The organism is Psychroserpens mesophilus (genome assembly GCF_000826645.1).
GTDB lineage: Bacteria > Bacteroidota > Bacteroidia > Flavobacteriales > Flavobacteriaceae > Psychroserpens > Psychroserpens mesophilus.
Genome location: NZ_JXJP01000003.1, coordinates 155,458 through 178,401 on the forward strand (window position 1 = coordinate 155,458; position 22,944 = coordinate 178,401).

A 22,944-nucleotide genomic window follows, 5' to 3' on the forward strand; every position below is an offset into this window, starting at 1 on the left:
AGATGCTTAATATTTCACACAATAAACTGAATAAAAAAGTGGACTTATCAGGTTATAAGTCTGTTCAAAAAGTGTTTCACAATAGGCATTTTAAACATTTTAACCGGTTTTTATTGGCTTTTGCTATTACTGGAATCATTATTATGTTTTTACCATGGACGCAGAATATAAACAGTCGTGGTAATGTTACCACCTTAACACCAGACCAACGTCCGCAAACCATACAATCTCCTATTCCAGGTCGTATAGAGAAATGGTATGTAAGAGAAGGTGATCGTGTTAAAAAAGGAGATACAATTCTATTTATTTCTGAAATAAAAAATGAGTATTTCGATCCTAATCTTGTTAATAGAACTGGTCAACAAATTAAAGCCAAAGAAGCTTCAGTAAATTCCTATGGTTCTAAGGTGAATTCTTTGAATAATCAAATAGGAGCTTTACAGAACGAACGTAAATTAAAGTTGCAACAGGCCGAAAATAAATTGCTTCAGGCACGATTAAAAGTCCAGAGTGATAGTATCGATTTTGAAGCTGCAAAGATTGATTTAAAAATTGCTGAACGTCAAATTGGTGCCATCCAAAACTTATATGATGAAGGGTTAAAATCTCTGACCGAATTAGAAGAAAAACGTTCTAAATTTCAAGAGAAACAAGCCAAATTAATTTCTCAAGAAAATAAATATTTATCGTCAAAAAATGAGGTGATAAACGCTATGGTTGAAATTAATCGCGTACAAGCAGAATATGTCGATAAAATTTCAAAAGCTGAAAGCGATAAATTCACGGCACAATCCAACCAATTTGATGCTGAAGCTCAGGTAACAAAATTAGAAAGTGATTTTACGAGTTACGAAATACGAAACGATTTATATTACATAAGAGCACCTCAAGATGGTTTTATAAATAAAGCTATAAAAGGAGGTATCGGAGAAACATTCAAAGAAGGAGAACAGCTGGTTGGTATTATGCCTGCAAACTACGATTTAGCAGTAGAAATGTTTGTTAATCCTATTGATTTACCACTCATTCATATTGGTGAAGACGTTAGGGTTCAGTTTGATGGCTGGCCTGCAATCGTATTTAGTGGATGGCCTAACATATCCTATGGAACCTATGGAGCAAAAGTTGTTGCTATTGAAAACTTTATTAGTCCGAATGGGAAGTTTAGAGTTTTACTTGCACCAGATGAAGATGCACACAAATGGCCAGAGGCTATTCGGGTAGGTTCAGGTGCATTAACAATTGCCTTACTTGATGATGTTCCTATTTGGTTCGAATTATGGCGAAAACTTAATGGCTTCCCTCCTAACTATTACCAACCAGAAGGTAGTAATTCGTCAAAATCTGATTATAAATAAGACCAATTATGAATAAACATTTTAGCATTTTATTCTTTGTATTAGCTTCAGTTGGTTTTTCCCAAGAGCAAACTCAACTTAAAGATACTCTGGTATTTAGTTTTAGTGAGTATTTAGGCTATGTAAAGAAATTTCATCCTATAGCTAAACAGGCTCAATTAACCATTCAAATTGGTCAGGCTAATCTTATGAAAGCACGTGGCGGATTTGACCCTAAGGTAGAAGTTGATCACAATCGTAAAAAATTTAAAAACACAGCATATTATGATCAGCTTAATGCTACATTTAAAATACCAACGTGGTATGGTATTGAGTTGAAAGGTAATTTTGAACAAAACGAAGGTGATTTCTTAAATCCTGAAGCCTTTGTGCCAGAAGATGGTTTGTATAGTGCAGGAATTTCTGCGTCCTTAGGACAAGGCTTATTCATAAATCAAAGAATGGCAGACGTTAAGAAGGCTAAATTTTTTAAAGAGCAAACCATTGCAGATAGAGAAATATTGGTCAATCAAATTTTATATGAGGCTTCTATTTCGTATTTCAATTGGTTACAAGCCTTTACAGAAGTTAAAACTTACGAACGTTTTTTAAATAATGCCAGAATAAGAGCTGAAGGTGTAAAGCGAAGCGCAGAAAATGGTGATAAAGCTCAAATTGATGTCACTGAAGCTAATATAACTGTAAAAAATAGAGCTTTGGGCTTAGAACAATCTAGAGTAAAACTCATGAAAGCAGCTTTAGATCTATCGACATTTTTGTGGCTGAATGACAACATACCTGTAGAAATACAAGATAATGTTGTGCCAGATATGACAATAGAAACAACAATAGATGATGTTCTAGAGATAGCTGGTCTACCTTTAACAGATTTTATTTTAGAGAATCACCCGAAACTGAGATCTTTAAATTTAAAATATGAAGGATTGCAGGTTGATAAACGCCTTAAAGCTAATAAGCTCTTACCCATTGTAGATGTTCAATATAACTTTTTAACCGAAAATCCTGATATCGCACGTTCGTTCAATAGTAATACTTACAAAGGAGGTTTCAATATTGCATTTCCTTTATTCTTACGCAAAGAGCGTGGCGATTTAAAACTGGCAAAGTTCAAACTTCAAGATTTGGAATTTGACATCCAAAACGAACGTATCTCAATTCAAAACAAAGTATTAGCAATTTATAGGGAATTAGAATCCTTTGAAACTCAAAATCAATTAATTGGTGAAATTGTTGACGATTATACAACAATGCTTAATGCAGAAGAACGTAAGTTTAGTTTTGGTGAAAGCTCGTTGTTTTTGATTAATTCACGAGAAAAAAGCTTAATCGATTCACAACTTAAAGCTATTGAATTACAAAATAAGTATTTGAAAGCTAAAGCAAAATTATTTAACAGTTTGGCAAGAGATTTAGAAAACCTCTAAAAAGTTAGTTTTCGTTGTCTTTTGTTCCCTCTGTGTCTACCTTTTCTTTCTGTTTTAATTGAGGAAAGTCATTGCTTTTAATGACTAATATTTTGGCCTTTACTCCAGTGAGTAAATTCCATCGTTTAGAAGAAACAAGAACTTCATTATCATCGTACACTAAAAATTCAGCTGTGTTAGGACCCGATTCACCTTGATTTAAGGCAATAAAAACAACAGTATTAATTCCTTCTTTTAGTGGAATATCAAAAGATTTAAAATTTGAGGTCAGTAAAAGCCTTGGAATAAATACTTCATCATTAACAACGACTTGAACCAAATCTCCATCTGGATATTCGTGATCTCGACATCTAATGTTTGCAAATTCGCCATTAACTCTTACGTCTCCTAAAAACATATCAGACATGGTTTTTATTTTCAAACCTTGCTCTTCAAGTTTTGCATTGTAACGCTTTTCAAAAATTTCCCCTGGATCTCTTAGATTGCTATCGTCAAACATGGAAAATTCTTTCTTTTCAGGTTTCAATTCTCTGATTTTTACAGGAATACCACTTATGTTTTCGTCTGTTTTAGTAATATCAATTTTAGGATTTGGCTTTATTTTAATAGGTGTTGGCGTAGAATCTTTTTCTTTAGTTTCTTTCGCTGGAATTTTAATAGATTTTTTTTCACCATCAGGATCAGTTTGTCCATAGACAAGTGATGTCATACATAAAAAAAATACGAATAGTGCTTTAAGTTTCATTTGTATTATAACTTGATAACTTCGGAAAATCAAAAACCGTTCCTTAATTCAAAATAACGACATTCAGCCTAAAAAATTTTAATATTAACACTTTATTTAGGTGTTATAATTTTGTTAAGTCGTTAAGAACCTTTAAAACTTACCGTTAAAACTTAATCGAAGTTTACGCGTATATTCTTCAAGCAACCAGTCTTTGTAGTTTTTTGTACTATTCATGATACAGTAACAGTATTGCTTGATACGATAACAAATGTCATCATGTAAAAGTTTGGCAAGCTCTCTGGCTTCAAAGACATCTTCACTGTTTGCAATCACGAGTTCAGAATGTTGTGCAATGGAGTTTTCGATAGCCTTCATAGATTTATGACCTTGACGAATAACATTTTTGTATTCCTCTTTAATATCAAAATCATCATTCGGATTCTTTTTAAATCGCTTACGTAATGAATCTGGCATTTCGTAAACGAAATCACGTTCAATATCCTCATCAAGTCTTAGGTTTTCTAAGTAGTAATCCGGATTTTTAAAGATATGCTGCCAATCGACAGGCTGACTCCAAGGACCAAAACGAATCACATTGTTTCCTAAATCAATCACTTTAAAAGTGGATTTATTTTTATGAATTCTGGAACCTCTACCAATCATTTGGAAATAAAGTGTTAATGAACGAGTCGCTCTATTAAGTATGATAGATTCGACTGAAGGTTCATCAAAACCAGTGGTTAAAATACTAACAGAAGTTAAAATGCCATCAGGTGTATTTTTAAACCATTTCAAAATATCCTTACGGTCTTGTTTTGAAGAGGTATTATCTAAGTGTCTAATATTATAACCCGCACGCTTAAAAGTATAATACACTTCTTTAGACGTATTGATTCCGTTATTGAAAATTAGTGTCTTCTTCCCTTTGGATAACTCTTCATAGGCAAACAATAATTTACCTTGCATCGTTGCATTGGTGTATAATGCTTCGGAAGACTTTACCGTATAATCGCCATTAATACCAATCTTTAAACTGTTCAGCGAAACGTCGTAATTATAAACATCTGCAGTAGCTAAAAAACCATTTTTTATTAATGTAGAAATATCATCTCCAACAATGAGCTCTTTATAATTATCTTTCATTGGAAGCTTGATATTGCTACTTAATGGTGTCGCTGTAACGCCAAGAATAAAACAATTATCAAAAAACTTAAATAATTTACGAAACGAATTATAGTGTGCTTCGTCAATAATCACTAAACCAATATCTTCTAATTTGAGTTTCTCGTCATTAAGTCGGTTGTTTAGTGTTTCAACCATGGCCACAAAGCATTCGTACTGATCTTGATCAGGAAGCTCTTTTACTTTGCTATTGATGATTTTATTATTCACATCAAAACCATGCAGCACTTTTGACGTCTGTTTGCATAATTCAATTCGATGTGTAAGAATCACTACTTTTTTCTTATGCTTTTTAATATAACGCCTAACAATTTCAGAGAATATAACGGTTTTACCACCTCCTGTTGGTAGTTGGTATAACAAGTTATAATTATCTGGAGCGTTTTCTAAAACTTCAAAAATGCGATTGAGATCGGCAATTTGATAGTCATAGAGACTCTTTTTGGCAATTTTTTGATTATCTATTTCTAAGGTTGAGGACATATAATTAATAGCTTCTGAAAAAAAAATTCTTACAAAATTAAGGTTTTATAAGGTTATCTAGGCATATTGTTAAAAACAAATGAAAAAAAAAGAGGAACTTAAAGCTCCTCTTGTCAAAATTTGAATTCGTATTACGAAACTTCTATTCGCTTAGGTGGTTTTTGCTTCGCTTCTTCTCGTTTTGGAAGCGTGATGCATAAGATTCCATCTTCATAGTTTGCCTTGACATGATCTGACTCTATAGTATCTGGAAGCGTGAACGTTCTTTTGAAAGATGAATAACCAAATTCTCTACGCGTATAGTTATCGTTATTTTCTTCATTTTCAGTTTCAACTTCAGAAGATATAGATAATACTTTATTATCTAAGTCGATGTTAAAATCAGATTTTTTCATGCCAGGAATAGCAAGTTCTAATATGTATTCGTCAGCATTTTCTTTAATATTAACAGCAGGTAATGTAATTCCTGTATTAAAATTCGAAAGAAAACCTGTTCCTAATCCGTTTTCAAAGAAGTTGTCAACCCAAGACGACAAACTTTTTTGAGTTGAAGTTTCATTGCCATTAATTGGCGATTTCATTAATGTACTCATTGTAAATCAGTTTTAAGTTAAACATTTATTTATTCGTTTATTAATAAACAAATAAAATACCAATACCGTTTTTAGCTAGGATATCTGACAAATTTTCAATTTTAAAAGTCAAAATGACATTTTTACGGGTATATATAAAACACTACTAATAAAGGATTTAAGTGTTAAAATATGTTAAATTACTACTTTGTAATGCATAGTACTGTAACATTTTTGATTTATCATCGTCTATCTAGTATAACAATCAATTAAAAATCGAACAATCATGAGAACATTAAACAGTAATCAATTAACAAGTACAAGAACAGAAACAAAAACATTTACTTGGAATCAGAAAAGACGTTATAGATAAATTCTGTAGCCAATTATCAATCAAATCATCAATCTACCATGAAAATATTAAATAGAATAATCAACACGTCGCATACAGCTAACGACGATTTAAATACCGGAAAATAACCTACATTAAATTGGTTTTAAATTAGGAATAAGCACTTAAGAATTTATTTCACAAGTGCTTATTGGCGTTTTAAAGTTGGTATCATTATTGAGAGTTTTAAATGAATCTTAAAAACTATACTCATGAAAAACTCAAGACATTCCATGCCTCAGGTTAATGCTGGATCAATGGCAGACATAGCTTTTTTATTATTGATTTTCTTTTTAGTTACTGCGATGATACCTAAAGACAAAGGCATTAATCGAAAATTACCAACGCCTTGTCCGTATGGAGAAATATGTGACACACAAATAAATAAAAGAAATATGCTTGAAGTTCATGTAAATTCAAACAACGAGCTTTTCGTCGAAAATGAGATTGTGAAAATTGAAAACTTAAAAGCTTTAGCTATAGAATTTTTAGATAATAATGGCGATAAGTCTTGTAATTATTGCAATGGCAAAAATTTAAACGCGTCATCTGATAATCCTAAAGAAGCTGTTATTTCTCTAAAAAACGATTCACAAACCTCGTATGACTTTTATATTCAGATACAGGATGAACTCACCAATGCTTATTATGAGCTCAGGTCAAACTATGCTACTACTAAATTTAAGAAATCTGTAAACGCATTAACAAAAGCGGAATTGTTAGAAGTTAGAGAAGCCTATCCTTTTATTTTATCTGAAGCGGAATTGAAATAATTAGTTTTGCAAACTATCTTTTAATTTCTTAACTCTATAAGTGATGTTAACTTTGCGTCTGCCCCACTCTTTTGCAAGCTTGACATCAGTTCCCATATAAATATCTATCTTATTTCTCCAGCGATAATGCATTTTATCTTTAACAAGATAGGTGCCTTCTAAACCTTCAACTTGTACTAAAGTATTATGCGTAAGACCTAATTTTAAAAGATCTCTGGAAATGGCAATGTATCGCACACCTGGTTTTAAACTATCTCCAAATGCCGTTATAAAAGGATTGTCATTAGTTTGATACGGTAATGAATTATAAGCTGTTGCAGTGACTTCAAGTGTTTTCCATTCATAACTATGAGATTCATCATCTTTACAATTAAAAAGAAATAGACAAATACTTAAAATAGTTACTAACCGACTTACATTTAAGAACATCATGTCTAAAGATAAGACTTTTTGATTGTAGACATTGCAATATTTATATCAATGCAATTTTGAATAATTAAATAGTTCTATCACTATATTAATGACTGAAACAACCAACAGAGCCATTAAAATTGAATTAAGCACCAAAGCAATAGTCTTTAGTTTTGTTCTAGGTTCATTTATTGTTTTAAGAGCAAAAATAAAACCTACTATTGTCATGAAAAAGATGAGTAAAATAAGAATACCGCTTACAACCGAATACACATTTATACCAATTACTTCTAAATTTGTTAGAGTCTTCAGGATTATAAAGCAGACAATGAGCACAACAGTAGTTAGTGCAGATCGAATAGCTTTTCTTGTATTAGGATAAATCATGTATTTTTAATATGCTAGTAATTCTTTCAAAGCAGCTTCAAATCTTCCTTTGGCCATATATTGATCTTCTAGCTGATTGATAAATGGAATAGGAGTTTCTAAACTCGCTACTCGCTTTACAGGAGCATCTAAATGTTCAAAACACTGTTCCATAATTAAAGCTGAAATATCACTGGCAATACCTCCAAAAAGTGAGTCCTCTTGTAAAATAATTACCTTACCGGTTTTTTTCACCGAATTGTAAATGGTTTCTGTATCTAAGGGCTGAAGCGTTCTTAAGTCGATTAGATCTGCATTAATCTCTATATTATTATCTAAAGTTTCCAAAGCCCAATGCACGCCTGCTCCATAAGAAATAACAGTAACATCATTACCTTCTTTTAATAAAGCAGCTTTACCAAATGGTAACGTGTAATACTCAGTTGGAACATCTTGACGAATACTTCTGTATAAAGCTTTATGTTCAAAAAACAATACTGGATTCGGATCATTAATTGCTGTTGCTAATAATCCTTTGGCATCATACGGAAATGCAGGATAAACCACTTTTAAACCAGGCGTTTTAGTAAACCAAGCTTCATTAGTTTGCGAATGGAATGGTCCTGCGGCAACACCTCCACCACAAGGCATACGTATAACAACATCGGCTTCCTGATTCCAGCGATAATGCGATTTAGCCAAATAATTCACCACAGGATTAAATCCGGAAGTTACAAAATCAGCAAATTGCATTTCTACAACAGATTTTAGTCCTGCAATAGATAATCCCATGGCTGCTTCAACAATAGCAGATTCACAAATAGGTGTATTGCGAACACGGTCTTTTCCAAACTCCTTTACAAAGCCATCTGTGATTTTAAAAACACCTCCATATTCAGCAATATCCTGACCCATAATGACCAGATCTTTATGTTGTTGCATCGATTGCCGTAAGCCTTGAGAAATAGCATCAATTAGACGGAGTTCTTCAGTTTTTGATTTCGGACTAACTTCCTTATATTCAAAAGGTTTATATACGTCATGTAATTCTGTAGTTAAATCAGCTTCAATAGGAGCTTCATCAAAGGCTATCTGTAAATTTTCATTAATTTCATGAACAATTCCTTCCTTAATAGCAACCTCTTGTTTTTCAGTCAAAATCTTTTCATTTTTTAAAAACTCCTGAAAATTTTCAACTGGGTCTTTTTTTGCCCATTCCTGCATTAATTCCTTCGGTACGTATTTCGTTCCGCTGGCTTCTTCATGACCACGCATTCGGAAGGTTTTAAACTCCACTAGAATTGGTCTCGGACGCTTACGAATACTCTGAACAAGCTTTTTAATTTTTGAATAAACTTCAACAACATTGTTCCCATCCAATACAAATGCCTCCATACCATAACCTTTACCACGATCTGCAATGTCTTTACATCGATATTGCTCATTGGTTGGAGTTGACAAACCGTAACCATTATTTTCAACACAAAACAACACAGGTAATTGCCAAACAGATGCCACATTTAAGGCTTCATGAAAATCACCTTCACTTGTCCCGCCTTCTCCTGTAAAAACTGCAGTCACCTGATTCTTGTTTTTTAATAAACTTGCTAATGCAATACCATCGGCAACTCCTAATTGTGGACCGAGATGAGAAATCATCCCTACAATATTAAACTCTTGAGTACCAAAATGAAAAGAGCGATCACGACCTTTGGTGAACCCGTTTGCTTTTCCTTGCCACTGACTAAACAATCTATGTAATGGAATGTTTCTAGATGTAAATACACCTAAGTTTCTGTGCATCGGCAAAATATATTCTTCAGGTTCAAGAGCCATGGTAACGCCAACAGAAATTGCTTCCTGACCAATTCCAGAGAACCATTTTGATATTTTTCCCTGACGTAATAGAATCAGCATTTTTTCTTCTATCAACCTGGGCTTCAGCATGTTTTTATATAGCTTTAAAAGCGTTTGGTCGTCTAAATTCTTTTTGTCAAAAGTTATTGTACTCCTTGTGGAAGTCAGCATAGTAATTTGTATTGCATTGATAAATCAAATGTAATTAAAAATTGATTGAAATGCCTTTAAACCATATTTTTTTTAAGCATATAATGCTATATGATTTTACCGATGTTTTCGTTATTTTTGTAGTATTGCAGTAATAACTTAAAAACTTAATCATGGATAGAATACCTAGTGTTAATCTTGAAGATTTCATTTCAGGCGACCCAAATAGAAAACAAAAATTTATTGATGAAATAGGAAAAGCTTACGAAGAAATTGGTTTTGTCGCATTAAAAGGCCATTTTTTAGATGACGCTTTAGTTGATAAATTATATGGAGAGGTTAAAAACTTTTTTAGTCTGCCAGTCGAAACTAAACGCAAATATGAAATTGAAGGTATTGCTGGTCAGCGTGGTTATATTTCTTTCGGGAAAGAAAGCGCAAAAGGCAAAAAAGAAGGAGATTTGAAAGAATTCTGGCATTTTGGTCAGTACGTAGAAGACGATCTTGAACGTGCAAAAGAATATCCTGAAAACGTGGTCGTTGAAGAATTGCCAGAATTTAATGAGGTTGGTAAAGAGGCCTATGGTATGCTCGAAAAAACTGCTAAATATGTATTAAGAGCATTAGCCTTACATCTCGATTTAGAAGAAACTTATTTTGATAATTATATACATAATGGAAATTCTATTTTAAGACCAATTCATTATCCACCAATTACATCAGAACCTGAGAATGCAGTTCGTGCTGCAGCACATGGTGATATTAATTTAATCACATTATTAATGGGAGCTCAAGGTCGAGGATTACAGGTTCAAAACCACAAAGGCGAATGGATCGATGCCATTGCAGAGCCAGATGAATTAATGATCAACGTTGGAGATATGTTATCAAGACACACCAATAACAAATTGAAGTCAACCATACATCGCGTTGTAAATCCACCAAGAGAACTTTGGGGCACATCTCGTTACTCTATTCCTTTCTTTATGCATCCTATAAGTGAAATGAAACTGAATGTGTTAGACAGTTGTATTGATGAAGAAAACCCAAAACAATTTGAAGACATTACAGCTGGAGAGTTTTTGAATGAACGATTAATTGAGCTAGGACTTAAAAAATAGTATGTTGTTTTGAGTTTGCTTTCATGGCAAGCTAATTACTAAATATTGATTACTTATCATTATAAAATGGATTTAAAAGATCAATTAAAAAATCTGTTTCCTGATCATGCTTCCGAAGAAGTTTCTGATGACAAGGATTCAAAAGCTCAGGATATTTGGCTACAAGACGATCCTATTATTTGTAAATACGAAAAACGTAAAGGAAAACCAATAACAATTTTAGAAGGTTATACAGGTGCTGATGAAGATTTTAAAAAACTTGCTAAAGAGTTAAAACAGAAATTAAGTGTAGGTGGCAGTTTTAAAGATGATAAAATCATCATTCAGGGAGATTATAGAGATAAAATTATGCAGATCCTTAGCGATAAAGGTTTCTCGGTTAAACGAGTTGGTGGATAATTATGAGCAAAACACTACATATTACAAATGGTAATGCCTTAACCTCAGTTCTCGATGAGCTTGAAATACAAGGCGATATTCTTACCTGGCAAGAAATGCTGTGTGAAGGACCAACAATTGCTCATATTGATTCTGACGAATTTATAGAGAAACGAAAACAATTTTTAAGCGAGTTTTACAACATTGAAATTGATGTAAGTGAACTTAAAAAGGAATTGAACAAATTGAACAGTATTGAAAACTATAAAGAAATCATCTTATGGTTTGAATACGATTTATTTTGCCATATTAATCTTATTGGTGTGATGAGTTTATTGCATCAAAAACAAATCAATCTACCACTCTATCTGGTTAGTAGCGGACGAGTTGAAGGTGAAAAAAATCTGAAAGGTTTAACCGAACTTTCTCAAGAGCAACTACTTAAACATTATGATGATCGCATAGTATTGACAGATGATGATAAAGATTTAGCGATTACGCTTTGGAGAACGTATTGTGGAAAAGATCATAATTTGTTTAAGCCTTACATTGTGAAAAAATCATCTTTCAAATATCTGAGTAATTGTTTAAAAGCGCACTTAAGACGTTTTCCTGATTCCCAAAGTGGTTTGGGTATTTTGGAAAAAAATACGCTTGAAATAGTAAAAAACAACGATATTAAATCTAGGCATCATTTATTAGGTTACATATTGAATTATCAAGGATTTTATGGTTATGGTGACTTGCAATTAGAACGTATGATAAATCAATTATCACTGTTTTTTACCGAAAATGAAAATGGGATAAAGCTTAATAGAAAAGGTCATGAAGCATTAGTCAAAATACACAATTTTTCAATCGAAATCAATAATAATATGACTTATGGAGGTGTAAATCGATTAGATTTTCAATTTAATAAGAATGAAAATAAACTTGTAAAAACAAATGTCAATGTCCATTAAAAATTCTGAATTAATACTTAATCCTGATGGTAGTGTTTACCATTTAAATCTGAAACCTGAAAATATTTCTGATACCATTATTTTTGTGGGAGATCAAGATCGCGTTGAAAAAATAACAAAGCATTTTGATAGCGTAGAATTTAGCACACAAAAGCGAGAATTTAAAACGCAAACTGGTTATTATCAGGATAAGCGAATTACTGTAATTTCTACCGGAATTGGTCCAGACAATATCGATATTGTATTAAATGAACTTGATGCACTCGTTAATATTAATCTTGAAACGCGTCAACCAAAATCAGATTTAACAAGTTTGAACATTATTAGAATTGGGACATCAGGATCTCTTCAGAAAGATGTTCCTGTAGATTCGTTTGTGATTAGCACACATGGTTTAGATATTAACGGCATGTTACATTTTTATCAAATTGATGCTATTAGTAATCCTGAAATTGAAAATGCGTTTATCGCACATACAGACTGGGATAAAAACAAGGCTAGACCAATTGTTATTAATAACAGTAAATATTTAGAAAACTATTTTGATAGTGATCAGGTTTTTAAAGGTATGACTGGTACTGCAGGTGGATTTTACGGACCGCAAGGAAGAGTGCTCAGATTGCCACTTCAGGATGCATCCTTAAATTCAAAATTAGATTCCTTTTCATATAAAGATTTCAGAATCACAAATTTTGAGATGGAAACATCGGTCATTTATGGTCTATCAAAGCTTTTAGGACATGAGGCTTTATCGTTGAGTGCTATAATTGCTAACCGACCAAATGGTGATTTTAGTAAAGATCCAAAGCAAACTGTTGAAAACTTAATTATTTATGCCTTAAAGCGTATTGTAAACATATAAGTTATTTAAGAACGAAAACGTATTTCCAGGATAATAACATGAAAATAATAAATATTGGTGGTGTTCCAGAGCATTTTAATTTGGCCTGGTATTTAACGCTTAAAAATGGAGAGTATAAAGACAAAGGCATCAACCTAAGGTGGAAAGATTACTTTGGAGGCACAGGCGCAATGAATAAAGGTTTGCGTGAGGGAGAAATCGATATGGCTGTTATTCTCACTGAAGGTATTATAAAAGATATCATAGATGGTAATCCTAGTAAAATCGTACAAACCTTTGTTCAATCACCATTAATCTGGGGAATTCATGTAGCTCACGATTCTAATTTTTATAAAATAGAAGATTTAAAAGGAACCAAAGCTGCGATAAGCAGATATGGTTCAGGCTCACATTTAATGGCATATATCAATGCTGAAAATAACGATTGGGATCTTGAAAAAGATTTAGATTTTCAGGTCATAAAAAATCTTGATGGCGCTGTTGAAGGATTGTCAAATGGTATAGCTGATTATTTTATGTGGGAAAAATTTACAACAAAACCCATTGTTGATGAAGGTGTATTTAGACGTATAGCAGATTGCCCTACACCTTGGCCATGTTTTGTAATTGCTGTAAACAGTGATTTTCTGAAATCAAATGAAGACGATGTTAAAACCATTTTAAATATAATTAATAATACAACCAAAGAGTTTAAGCACATTCCAAGTATTGATGTTACTATAGCCAATCGCTATGATCAAAAGTTAGAAGACGTACAAGAATGGTTATCATTAACTGAATGGTCGCAAGATCTTATTAATGAAAAAACTATTATGACTGTTCAAGACAAACTTTTAGATTTGGATATCATACCCAAAGCCATAAAATATACTGATTTGATTCACGATTTAAAATAAACTTTTAGGTAGGAGTTTTTCTTAGATTATTGTTATAGTATTGAAAGAACAACCAAATTTAGAAGAATTAAAAATTAACATAATTTTAATGTTTTTTCTCATAAGTTTCTATTTTTCAAAAATTTAGTTACATTTGTTATATCCCGAACGTGCTATTAACTTAACAAAACTTAAAGACTATGATAATGATTATTACTCTAACTATATCTTTCTTAGTTGCCATAAATTTCTTATTACTTATATTCAGTTGTAATAAAACTACAAAGAAAACTACTAGCGATCATTCTGTGATACTCAAACCAACTGAACGTGTCAAAACATCTAAATCCTCATTGCCTACTAAACATATTGGTAGAACTCAACTCGCTCCTACTGGAAGCTAGAATTTAAATTTTCCTATATATTTTATTTACCAGTTTATCGGTTCATAACCTTTTTCTGCTAAATAGAGATTTGTTTTACTGAAGTGGTTATTACCAAACCAATAGCCTCTATTCGCACTTAATGGTGATGGATGACCTGAGGTGAAAATTTGATGTTTATTAGAATTTATAAGTTTTGATTTTTGTTTCGCAAATCCTCCCCAAAGAAGAAACACAACATGTTCTTTATGATCACTAATGGTTTTAATCACTGTATCAGTAAATATTTCCCAGCCTTTTTTTTGGTGACTACCAGCTTCATGAGCTCTAACTGTAAGTGTTGCATTTAATAAAAGAACACCTTGCTTTGCCCATCGTTCAAGATTTCCAGATTTAGGATATTGTTTATCTAAATCTTTTTCAATCTCTTTAAAAATGTTTATTAGAGAAGGTGGATGTGAGATACCTTCATTCACCGAAAAACAAAGTCCGTTAGCCTGACCAGCGCCATGATAAGGGTCTTGACCAATAATAACTATTTTAACATTATCAAAATGGCACTGATTAAACGCTGAAAATATTTGCTTTCCAGGAGGATAACACTTGTGATGTGTATATTCTGATTTTACAAATGCAGCAAGTGTTTCGAAATAAGGTTTATTGAATTCGTCTATCAGTAATTTCTGCCAGCTTTCGTGTATGTTCACATTCATTTTATCTAAAAAAGAATCCTATGGTCTAAAATATGAAAAATGTCATAAAATTGTAATAACAAATATAGTATATTCGTTTCTGTAAAACCTGAAATCATGGAAAAAGAGATTATTAAACGCGTACAGAATATTTTAAACAATCCACTACAGGATATTAAAACTATAGATAAAATTTCGCATGATGATTTTTTTAACAATTATCTAAAAAAGAACACTCCAGTTAAAATCACACGAATGATGGATCACTGGAAAGCAACAGAACTTTGGTCTCTTGATTACTTTGAAAAAATAGGGAAAGACAAAGAAACTTACATGTATAAAGGTAACATTAGACAGAATGACACCAATTGGCAATTCGGCGCTTTTCAAGATTATTTAAATGAAATTAGAAGTGAAAATACAGACACATATCTCGGTAACATGCCAATTGCTCAAATGTTTCCTGAACTTTTAGAACATGTAGATTTTTCATTGATATCTAAGAATACAGTCAGAAACTCAACCTCATTATGGATAGGTCCTCCTGGTACTTTAACGGGTTGGCACACAGATCGTCTTGCTAATAATATTTTAGCTTTAATTGAAGGACGTAAATTAGTGTTTTTAGTCAGTCCGAAAGACTCTAAAGACATGTATCCAAGTGAAAAGTACGAACCAGGTTCACGATTGAGTGATGTGAATATGGAAAACTTTGATGAAAACAAACATGCAGCTTTTAAAGATCTTAATGTGCAATACACCATAATCAATCCTGGTGAAATGCTATTCATCCCACAAACATGGTGGCATTGTGTTTATGGCCTAGATATTTCTATTAGCTCTAACAATTTTGCCTTTACGCCTATTGATAATTTTAAAATGAAAACCTCTGAACTCATCAAACGTAAATTACATAGTGTAGGTTTGTTTGGCTCTAAAGATTGCGTATGTCACTATGTAAATAATGAAGGAAAACGTGTTAGACGATAACATCTAATAACCAATACATTTTCATTTTATTACTACATCATTAATAAGTACCTTTGCAACTTTACTTGGTTTTAGGGAAAATATTTAATGATTAATATTCACGACAAAACATTACAGGATATTGAATTTTACACGGTTCTAAAACAGGTGTCAGAATTGTGTATTACAGATTTAGGACGAATTGAAGCCTTGAAAATCAGACCCTTTTCTTCAAAAGAAAGTGTTTTACTATCACTGCAATTCACAAATGAATATGTCTCTTCGTTTTATAATGATAACCGAATTCCTAATCACGGTTTTGAGCCCATTACTAAAGAGCTCAAACTTTTAAAAATTGAAAATTCATATCTGGAAACCAAAAGTTTTCAGAAAATAGCTTCGATAACCATAACAGTAACTGATATTCTTAAGTTTTTAAAAAGCTTTGAAGAGTATTATCCTTCGTTATACAAATCGGCCTCAACTATTGAAATCGTTTCCCATCTTGTTTCAGAAATAGATGCTATCATTGATCGATTTGGTGATGTCAAAGACAATGCTACTCCTACGTTATTCCAAATCCGTCAATCTATAAATTCGGTTAGAGGAAGAATTAACCAAAGTTTTACATCAGCTTTAAATACCTATCATAATCTAGATTACCTTGATGATATACGAGAATCTGTAGTTGAAAACAAACGCGTTTTAGCTGTAAAAGCGATGTACAGACGAAAAGTTAAGGGAAGCATTATGGGTAGTAGCAAAACAGGTAGCATCGTTTACATTCAGCCAGAAACTACTTTTCAGTATGCAAGAGAATTAAATAATCTAGAATTTGAGGAAAAGGAAGAAGTTGATAGTATTTTGCGCAATCTCACAGAATATGTTAGACCTCATACCAATGTTTTAGACGAATATCAATCATTTTTAGCAACCCTAGATGTTATTTATGCAAAAGCAAAATATGCGCAGTCTATAAATGGCATATTACCTCAAATAAATGACGCTAAAATTTATGAGGTTAAAGATGCATTTCATCCGCTACTGTTTTTATCTAACAAAAATCAAGGCAAGAAAACCTATCCTCAGTCGATTATTCTTCATCCAGAAAATAGAATTATTGTCATTTCAGGACCTAATGCCGGAGGAAAAAGTATCACCTTAAAGACGATTGGATTACTTCAGGTCATGATTCAATGTGGCTTGTTAATTCCTGTACATGAAAAGAGTAATATCTGTTTGTTTAACAGAATCATTAGCGATATTGGAGATAATCAATCTATCGAAAATCATTTATCTACGTACAGTTATCGTTTGAAACAGATGAACTACTTTCTGAAGAAATGTAATAAAAACACCTTATTTCTTATTGATGAATTTGGAACTGGAAGTGATCCCGAACTTGGTGGTGCTTTAGCTGAAACTTTTTTAGAAGAATTTTACCATCGTGAAGCCTACGGAATAATTACAACCCACTACTCCAACTTAAAAGTATTAGCAAACGAGTTGCCATATATGCAAAATGCAAATATGATGTTTGATGAAAAATCATTAGAGCCTATGTTTAAACTGGCTCTCGGACAAGCAGGAAGTTCGTTTACTTTTGAAGTTGCACAAAAAAACGGAATACCTTACAGCTTAATTAATCGAGCTAAAAAGAAGATAGAACGCGGAAAGGTTCGATTTGATGCCACTATTGCTAAGCTTCAAAAAGAACGAAGTAAACTTGAAAAGACGGAACGTTCTTTAAAAGAAAATGAAAAGAAAAAGCAATCGGAAGCGGATAAACTTGAAGAAGTAAATGCTAAAGTTCAAAAGAAATTAGAGAGCTTTCAGGAATTGTATGATAGTAACCAGCGATTGATTTATCTCGGACAAAAATTTAATGATATATCTGAAAAATACTTCGATAATCAGAAGAAACGTGAACTCATGGCTGAACTATTTAAACTGGTTCAGATTGAAAATTCAAAACGCAAAAAAGTATCCGCTAAACAAAAACGAGCTGAAAAAGCTAAAGAGCAACAAATTAAACAAGAAGCGGAAAAGAAAGTTGCTGTTATCAGACAAAAGAAAAAGTCGGAGAAAGCTAAAGCTAAACCTGTTGAAAAACCGAAACCAATCTTAAAAGTTGGTGATCGTGTAAGAATGTTTGATGGCAAGGCAATTGGAAGTATTGACAGTTTAGAAAAAGGAAAAGCCATAGTAAATTATGGCATTTTCACAACTAACGTTAATATTGATTTATTAGAATTGGTCGAATCTAAAAAATGACATTAATCTGTACCACAACCTGGAACAGTTCCATGATCATTAATATCTCCTCCAGTAAATTGGTATGAGCGTTCATAGGTAACATGTCCTATATCGCAGTCTCCTATTTCTTCCCAATCTCCAAACCAACCAATCTGACTTTCGAAAACAATTTCTACATCATAAGCACCATTTGGTGGCGATTTTGTAGTGGAAGATCCTTGGTTTAATTCGTATTTTGGGCCAATCAAATAAAAATTTCCTCCTGATGGTTTATATTTAAAGTAAAAGCGTGTATCATGATATGAATTATTAGTAACATTTACATCTTCATGTACAAAGTCTATACTCGGATCACATTGTTCAACTGTATACGTTGTATTATATCCCATTTTTGCTAATGAATTATCTCTTAAAAAGCGCATAGTATATGCAATTGGTACTCCTGGATTATTTGCACTCAATAAAGCATTAGATCCAGTGATTGCGTCAATAAATCCTCCAGGACCAGAAGTGAAATCCGAACTGCTAATTGGACTCACTCCTACTTCGGCATTTCCTCCTATAGATAATAATTTAAAAGTTGAGGATGCAATAACAGATTCCTTTTCTTCATCATACGTAGCATTTACATTAACACTATAATCTAGAACTGCACTAAGATCAATGTCTGATGTTTCTTCAGTGTATTCGGTTTCCATTCTTAAAACTAATATTTTGCCATAAGAGACTGAACTCACATAGGCAGCTGGTACTTCGTCTGTAATTCTAGCTCTTACATCATCCAAGGTTAAGGTGTTTCCTAACATAGCTGCTGGTGATGCAGGCGAGTCCATAGTAACAGAAAAGAATACCTGCTTAAAAGACATAGTTGCTACTCTTCGCTCCGTATTACTCGTAAAATCTAGTTGAGCTGCAACATTATTATCTGCCCAAGATAAATTTAAACCAATATCTCTACTTAATTGCATCGAAGAATATAAGTTTGCAGAACTATAAACTGAATTTGCAGGCACTTCATTATCACCAGCGTTTGCATACCACCATTGTAAAGCGTTGTCGATTTTAGTATCTACCACTGATTTTGATGGGTTTTGAATATTTAAAACACCATTTTGCCCAATTCCTGGTAAATTTATTCTAAGCGTGTAAGCTCCTTTTTCAATTGATAATGGATCTGGAACGCCTTCTAACATATTATTATTTGCAGAAACTAATGCTCCAGGATAAATGGCATCAATATTTGGTCTTAAAATAGCGACATCATCAAAATTAGAATCTAAAGAGTAATTCACGATTCCACAATATGAAGTTTGTCCATTCACAGGATCGGTATATTCATTTGTTTCTGAAATTGGATCCCTTGAACTTGGCAGTCCACCAGTGTCTTTTACATCTAAAAGAATATTTCCGTCATATGTTAAACCTAGTAAGTATTCATTTATGCTAGCGGCAAATGGGTTTTCATCTTCACCATCATCACTATCATCAGGCTTACTACAGTTAAAAGCAGCAAATGTAAAAACGAATAGTAAAATAAATTTTAAATAAAATTTAATTGTATTTTGTTTTGAATGTTCCATTTTTTTAATTTTTTGGTTGAAAATGATTAATCCCATTGTTTTATAGACGTACTTAGGCCTTGCTGAAGTAATACCTTGCCTAAAACCCAATCGTCTAAAGTAGCAGTATTCCCTTCGCCATAATTATAGCTACTAGAATTGTCATCTTTAACTCCAAGTTTTAATGACGCATATAAACCTAAGTAAGCTTCAGAATTAGTTTTTATATTTGCTCCCTTTAATACAAAATGATTAAAACCATCGTCATGTTCTGGCAAAATCTCTCCAACACTAGAAAATGATTCTTCTGATGATGTTTCCGATAATTTTACGCGATTACTCGCAGCATTGCTAGACCATGAATAATATTTAAATGCAAAGAAGTAATGATCTACTGGCATACTATTTCCATTAGCATTCGCATAAGTCTTATCACCTGGTACCTGTTGTACAGAGTTACTACTAAATAATTGATTATCTGAAGCACCACTTTTTGTTATTGATGCTAAATTATTTGCAAGGTCGTTGTATTCACTTTCTGTGATCCAAACCCAATCACCAGGTGAAGCGTCTTCATAAGCTGTTCTTGTATTACCACTCAGAAAGGCCCAAATGTCATCGACGTTTTGAATGTTAATACGATATTCTTTTACTTCAGCATCTGAACCGTTAGAAATTTCAATAGTTACAAAAAGTTCTTCATTGGTTTCAAAGTCGAAAGCTAAAAAGTCACCTACCCTTAATTCATTACCGTTTAGAATAATGGCTTGATTTACTGTTTCAAAGGTTATAGAGTATGTTAAAGGGCCTTCTAAATTTGAACTAATTGTGGCAATAAAATCTCCACTTGAAGGATATTCAGCAACATTAATAGTTATTAGGTTATCTGAAGGGTCGTTTGAATCTCCATCATCTTCTGAGCTACAAGACATTGCAAGTCCAATACAAATGACAAAGCATAATTGATAAATAAATTGTGTTTTCATAATTATAAAGATTTTGTGGTTTTAATTTTTGTAGCGACTTACAACTGGAAAAGTCTGCAGCCAATCCAGTGCAAGACACCACAAAATATTTATGTCATTTTTTATTAATGACAAGCCAAAACTAAGTGAGATTAGGTTTGAATTCTAATTTTTAGCATGGACAAAGTATGGACAAGTCACAATAAACTGTATATATTTTGATATGATTTGAATATGGAAATTGAAATATAAAATATTGATATACAATTGCTTATATTATTTGTTTGTTCAAAATATCATGGACAAACTCTAGACTGAGCAAATTGCTATCAGGACTAATCAAGTCATTTGTGTCTATTAATAATTATCTTAGTATTTTCAAATTTGACATTATGAAACAGTATTTGATAGTATTATTTTTTGTGTTCTGTATTAACGGATTCTTACATGCTCAGGAACCAATTTATATTTTGCCAAATGATCAAAGAGCACTAATTGACGAGGGATCAAAATGTTTAATTGAGAAACAAAATGACTGTAATTTATATTTTGAAAAAGCATTAAATATCTCTAAGGAAATTAAAAATGATTCTATCCTTGCGCAAACCTATTTTGAGGTTTGTAATGCTTTAGATTTTGCAGGCAGCAGTGATGATCATATTATTTATGCTAAACGCGGACTTAAATTAGATGGTAAAAATCATCCATTGGTGACCAATAGATTATTAAGAGAATTAGGTTATGCGTTTTCAAGGTCAGGTAAAATTGATAGTTTGATTCCCATTTATGAATCAGCAATTTATTGGGCAGAGTATGCAAATGATAGTAGTGAAATTGCAATCAGTAGAATTCGACTGGCAAGTTCTTATAAGAGATTAGGAGATGTTAAAAAATCGATTGAATTACTTCTGGATACGCGTGTTTTTGTAGAGGCAAGTAACGATATTCATCGTGAAAGCGGATTGCTTTTTACTCTGGCAAACGCCTATAGTTCTAATAAAGATGACGAATTAGCTATCTCTAATTATGAAGAAGCAGCTGAAGGTTTTCTAAAAGCTGATGACGAAAGCATGTATGCTGCAAGTTTAGTTAATTTATCAATTGTTGCAAATGATATCGGGAAACATAAGCTTTCTCTCGAAAAACTTCCAATTGCCATTGGTATATTTAAAGAAAGTGAACCTAATAATGCACTTTACGGAAAAACTCATTTGGGAAGAGCACATTATTTTAATGGAGATTTCGATTTGGCGATCAAAATGTTTGAAGACTGCCTGAAGGAATCTTTGAGAGTTGACAACAAAATGTTAGAAAATCTGAATAGAAAATTTTTGGCTCAAGCCTATTTAGAAACAAATCAATATCAATTAGCATTACCGCAAACAACACGTGTTTATGTTGATGAAAAAGAACGTGGCGTTTCAGATGCTTATTTAAATGCATTAAAATTACACGCTGAAGCTTTAACTCTGAATAATAAAACTTCAGACGCGGTTAACGTGTATCAGGAATATATATCTGCGAAGGATTCTATTTTTACCATTGATAAAGAAAAAGAAATTGCAAATATGCGTGAGCGTTATGAAACTGAAAAGAAGGAAACTCAGATTGCTTTATTAGAAAAAGATGTGTCTTTAAGTAAAACTCAAAAAACGTTATATGGTATAGGAATGTTTTCTTTTTTGACTATTGCCGGACTACTCTATTTCGTATTTACACAGCGAATAAAAAAGAACAACATTGAACGTGAAAAACAAGAAGAAATTTACAAACAAGAAATAGAATTCAAAAAGAAGGAATTGGCATCTCAGACTTTACATTTGGTGCAGAAAAGTACTTTCATTCAAGAGTTAAAAGAGAATTTGGAAAAAATTAAAAAATCTCCAGAATTATTTAAAGTTGAATTCAGAAGATTAGTGATGCTCTTAAAAAAAGAAAGTGCTGAAGACAAAGATTGGGAAATCTTTAAATCCTATTTTTCAGAAGTCCACAATAACTTTGATTATAAAATTAAAGCTATTGCTGAGGATATAACAGAGAAAGAAATAAGATTAGCGTCATTTTTACGAATGAATTTATCTACTAAGGAAATTGCATCTATGCTCAATGTTTTACCTGATAGTGTTTTAAAATCAAAGTATCGCCTAAAAAAGAAGCTACAACTCGATAAAGATGACGATTTAACGCAATTTTTAAATTCCTTATAAATCTATCTCGTATTTTTGTAA

General features: G+C 32.4%; 20 protein-coding genes. 12 read left to right on the forward strand and 8 right to left on the reverse strand.

Features of this window, described 5'->3' with window-relative positions; all coding sequences use genetic code 11:
- Positions 1–2: 2 nt before the first annotated feature.
- Both TD18_RS04545 and TD18_RS04550 read left to right on the forward strand, forming a co-directional pair.
- Positions 3–1,358, forward strand: coding sequence for an HlyD family secretion protein (locus TD18_RS04545; protein ID WP_040249107.1), 1,356 nt, complete (start codon positions 3–5; stop codon positions 1,356–1,358).
- Positions 1,359–1,366: 8 nt separating this feature from the next.
- Positions 1,367–2,782 (forward strand): TolC family protein, encoded by a 1,416-nt coding sequence (locus TD18_RS04550; protein WP_040249110.1) that lies wholly within the window; start codon positions 1,367–1,369, stop codon positions 2,780–2,782.
- Positions 2,783–2,786: 4 nt separating this feature from the next.
- Here TD18_RS04550 and TD18_RS16590 read toward each other — a convergent pair whose 3' ends face one another.
- The 3 genes from TD18_RS16590 to TD18_RS04565 all read right to left on the reverse strand — a co-directional run bounded on the left by TD18_RS16590 (position 2,787) and on the right by TD18_RS04565 (position 5,767).
- Complete coding sequence (locus tag TD18_RS16590) at positions 2,787–3,491, reverse strand: hypothetical protein (RefSeq protein WP_052461045.1); 705 nt, start codon at positions 3,489–3,491, stop codon at positions 2,787–2,789.
- Between the two features lie 168 nt (positions 3,492–3,659).
- Complete coding sequence (locus TD18_RS04560) at positions 3,660–5,174, reverse strand: DEAD/DEAH box helicase (protein WP_040249113.1); 1,515 nt, start codon at positions 5,172–5,174, stop codon at positions 3,660–3,662.
- 131 nt (positions 5,175–5,305) lie between these two features.
- Positions 5,306–5,767 carry an Hsp20/alpha crystallin family protein gene (locus TD18_RS04565; RefSeq protein WP_040249117.1) on the reverse strand — a complete coding sequence of 154 codons (462 nt, stop codon included), beginning with the start codon at positions 5,765–5,767 and terminating at the stop codon, positions 5,306–5,308.
- A gap of 582 nt (positions 5,768–6,349) precedes the next feature.
- Here TD18_RS04565 and TD18_RS04570 point away from each other — a divergent pair.
- Positions 6,350–6,910 carry an ExbD/TolR family protein gene (locus TD18_RS04570; protein ID WP_040249119.1) on the forward strand — a complete coding sequence of 187 codons (561 nt, stop codon included), beginning with the start codon at positions 6,350–6,352 and terminating at the stop codon, positions 6,908–6,910.
- Here TD18_RS04570 and TD18_RS04575 read toward each other — a convergent pair whose 3' ends face one another.
- Positions 6,911–7,342 carry a 3D domain-containing protein gene (locus TD18_RS04575; protein WP_241480641.1) on the reverse strand — a complete coding sequence of 144 codons (432 nt, stop codon included), beginning with the start codon at positions 7,340–7,342 and terminating at the stop codon, positions 6,911–6,913.
- An 88-nt stretch (positions 7,343–7,430) separates the two neighbouring features.
- Here TD18_RS04575 and TD18_RS04580 point away from each other — a divergent pair, with 88 nt between their 5' ends.
- Positions 7,431–7,703, forward strand: coding sequence for a hypothetical protein (locus tag TD18_RS04580; RefSeq protein WP_040249122.1), 273 nt, complete (start codon positions 7,431–7,433; stop codon positions 7,701–7,703).
- A gap of 11 nt (positions 7,704–7,714) precedes the next feature.
- Here the strand turns inward: TD18_RS04580 and TD18_RS04585 are convergent, their stop codons facing one another.
- A complete protein-coding gene (locus tag TD18_RS04585; protein WP_040249124.1) occupies positions 7,715–9,715 on the reverse strand; it encodes an alpha-ketoacid dehydrogenase subunit alpha/beta in 2,001 nt (666 codons plus the stop codon).
- Between the two features lie 152 nt (positions 9,716–9,867).
- On the opposite strand from TD18_RS04585, the gene TD18_RS04590 reads away from it, so the two are divergent.
- The 5 genes from TD18_RS04590 (at position 9,868) to TD18_RS04610 (ending at position 13,913) form a co-directional block, all read left to right on the forward strand.
- Positions 9,868–10,815: an isopenicillin N synthase family dioxygenase gene (locus TD18_RS04590; RefSeq protein WP_040249126.1), complete on the forward strand. Its 948-nt coding sequence runs from the start codon at positions 9,868–9,870 to the stop codon at positions 10,813–10,815.
- A gap of 66 nt (positions 10,816–10,881) precedes the next feature.
- A complete protein-coding gene (locus tag TD18_RS04595) occupies positions 10,882–11,214 on the forward strand; it encodes a translation initiation factor (RefSeq protein WP_040249770.1) in 333 nt (110 codons plus the stop codon).
- Positions 11,215–11,216: 2 nt separating this feature from the next.
- Positions 11,217–12,155, forward strand: a complete 939-nt coding sequence (locus tag TD18_RS04600; protein WP_040249129.1) for a DUF1835 domain-containing protein — start codon at positions 11,217–11,219, stop codon at positions 12,153–12,155.
- The gene (locus TD18_RS04605) at positions 12,145–13,017 is read left to right on the forward strand and encodes a nucleoside phosphorylase (protein ID WP_040249132.1); all 873 of its coding nucleotides are present in this window, start codon (positions 12,145–12,147) and stop codon (positions 13,015–13,017) included. The genes TD18_RS04600 and TD18_RS04605 overlap by 11 nt, the downstream gene beginning before the upstream one ends.
- A gap of 38 nt (positions 13,018–13,055) precedes the next feature.
- Positions 13,056–13,913 (forward strand): substrate-binding domain-containing protein, encoded by an 858-nt coding sequence (locus TD18_RS04610; RefSeq protein ID WP_040249135.1) that lies wholly within the window; start codon positions 13,056–13,058, stop codon positions 13,911–13,913.
- Between the two features lie 409 nt (positions 13,914–14,322).
- Here TD18_RS04610 and TD18_RS04615 read toward each other — a convergent pair whose 3' ends face one another.
- Positions 14,323–14,988: a uracil-DNA glycosylase gene (locus tag TD18_RS04615; protein WP_040249138.1), complete on the reverse strand. Its 666-nt coding sequence runs from the start codon at positions 14,986–14,988 to the stop codon at positions 14,323–14,325.
- 96 nt (positions 14,989–15,084) lie between these two features.
- Between TD18_RS04615 and TD18_RS04620 the strand changes: the two genes are divergently transcribed.
- Both TD18_RS04620 and TD18_RS04625 read left to right on the forward strand, forming a co-directional pair.
- The gene (locus tag TD18_RS04620) at positions 15,085–15,957 is read left to right on the forward strand and encodes a cupin-like domain-containing protein (protein ID WP_040249140.1); all 873 of its coding nucleotides are present in this window, start codon (positions 15,085–15,087) and stop codon (positions 15,955–15,957) included.
- 87 nt (positions 15,958–16,044) lie between these two features.
- The gene (locus tag TD18_RS04625) at positions 16,045–18,210 is read left to right on the forward strand and encodes an endonuclease MutS2 (RefSeq protein ID WP_040249143.1); all 2,166 of its coding nucleotides are present in this window, start codon (positions 16,045–16,047) and stop codon (positions 18,208–18,210) included.
- Positions 18,211–18,212: 2 nt separating this feature from the next.
- On the opposite strand, the gene TD18_RS04630 is transcribed toward TD18_RS04625, so the two are convergent.
- Together TD18_RS04630 and TD18_RS04635 are read right to left on the reverse strand one after the other, a co-directional pair.
- Positions 18,213–19,772: a thiol-activated cytolysin family protein gene (locus TD18_RS04630; protein ID WP_160289452.1), complete on the reverse strand. Its 1,560-nt coding sequence runs from the start codon at positions 19,770–19,772 to the stop codon at positions 18,213–18,215.
- A 26-nt stretch (positions 19,773–19,798) separates the two neighbouring features.
- Positions 19,799–20,737: a hypothetical protein gene (locus TD18_RS04635; RefSeq protein WP_040249148.1), complete on the reverse strand. Its 939-nt coding sequence runs from the start codon at positions 20,735–20,737 to the stop codon at positions 19,799–19,801.
- Positions 20,738–21,108: 371 nt separating this feature from the next.
- Here TD18_RS04635 and TD18_RS16595 point away from each other — a divergent pair, with 371 nt between their 5' ends.
- Entirely contained in the window at positions 21,109–22,923 is a 1,815-nt protein-coding gene (locus tag TD18_RS16595; protein ID WP_052461046.1) for a tetratricopeptide repeat protein, read from the forward strand.
- Positions 22,924–22,944 lie beyond the last annotated feature (21 nt).

Excerpts from the sequence above, each read along its gene's own strand:
- TD18_RS04605 (WP_040249132.1), top strand. The coding sequence starts at position 12,145 with ATGTCCATTAAAAATTCTGAATTAATACTTAATCCTGATGGTAGTGTT.
- TD18_RS04545 (WP_040249107.1), top strand. The coding sequence starts at position 3 with ATGCTTAATATTTCACACAATAAACTGAATAAAAAAGTGGACTTATCA.
- TD18_RS04585 (WP_040249124.1), bottom strand. The coding sequence starts at position 9,715 with ATGCTGACTTCCACAAGGAGTACAATAACTTTTGACAAAAAGAATTTA.
- TD18_RS04565 (WP_040249117.1), bottom strand. The coding sequence starts at position 5,767 with ATGAGTACATTAATGAAATCGCCAATTAATGGCAATGAAACTTCAACT.
- TD18_RS04600 (WP_040249129.1), top strand. The coding sequence starts at position 11,217 with ATGAGCAAAACACTACATATTACAAATGGTAATGCCTTAACCTCAGTT.
- TD18_RS16595 (WP_052461046.1), top strand. The coding sequence starts at position 21,109 with ATGAAACAGTATTTGATAGTATTATTTTTTGTGTTCTGTATTAACGGA.
- TD18_RS04560 (WP_040249113.1), bottom strand. The coding sequence starts at position 5,174 with ATGTCCTCAACCTTAGAAATAGATAATCAAAAAATTGCCAAAAAGAGT.
- TD18_RS16590 (WP_052461045.1), bottom strand. The coding sequence starts at position 3,491 with ATGACATCACTTGTCTATGGACAAACTGATCCTGATGGTGAAAAAAAA.
- TD18_RS04635 (WP_040249148.1), bottom strand. The coding sequence starts at position 20,737 with ATGAAAACACAATTTATTTATCAATTATGCTTTGTCATTTGTATTGGA.
- TD18_RS04620 (WP_040249140.1), top strand. The coding sequence starts at position 15,085 with ATGGAAAAAGAGATTATTAAACGCGTACAGAATATTTTAAACAATCCA.
- TD18_RS04630 (WP_160289452.1), bottom strand. The coding sequence starts at position 19,772 with ATGGAACATTCAAAACAAAATACAATTAAATTTTATTTAAAATTTATT.
- TD18_RS04595 (WP_040249770.1), top strand. The coding sequence starts at position 10,882 with ATGGATTTAAAAGATCAATTAAAAAATCTGTTTCCTGATCATGCTTCC.
- TD18_RS04580 (WP_040249122.1), top strand. The coding sequence starts at position 7,431 with ATGACTGAAACAACCAACAGAGCCATTAAAATTGAATTAAGCACCAAA.
- TD18_RS04610 (WP_040249135.1), top strand. The coding sequence starts at position 13,056 with ATGAAAATAATAAATATTGGTGGTGTTCCAGAGCATTTTAATTTGGCC.
- TD18_RS04625 (WP_040249143.1), top strand. The coding sequence starts at position 16,045 with ATGATTAATATTCACGACAAAACATTACAGGATATTGAATTTTACACG.
- TD18_RS04615 (WP_040249138.1), bottom strand. The coding sequence starts at position 14,988 with ATGAATGTGAACATACACGAAAGCTGGCAGAAATTACTGATAGACGAA.
- TD18_RS04550 (WP_040249110.1), top strand. The coding sequence starts at position 1,367 with ATGAATAAACATTTTAGCATTTTATTCTTTGTATTAGCTTCAGTTGGT.
- TD18_RS04590 (WP_040249126.1), top strand. The coding sequence starts at position 9,868 with ATGGATAGAATACCTAGTGTTAATCTTGAAGATTTCATTTCAGGCGAC.
- TD18_RS04570 (WP_040249119.1), top strand. The coding sequence starts at position 6,350 with ATGAAAAACTCAAGACATTCCATGCCTCAGGTTAATGCTGGATCAATG.
- TD18_RS04575 (WP_241480641.1), bottom strand. The coding sequence starts at position 7,342 with ATGATGTTCTTAAATGTAAGTCGGTTAGTAACTATTTTAAGTATTTGT.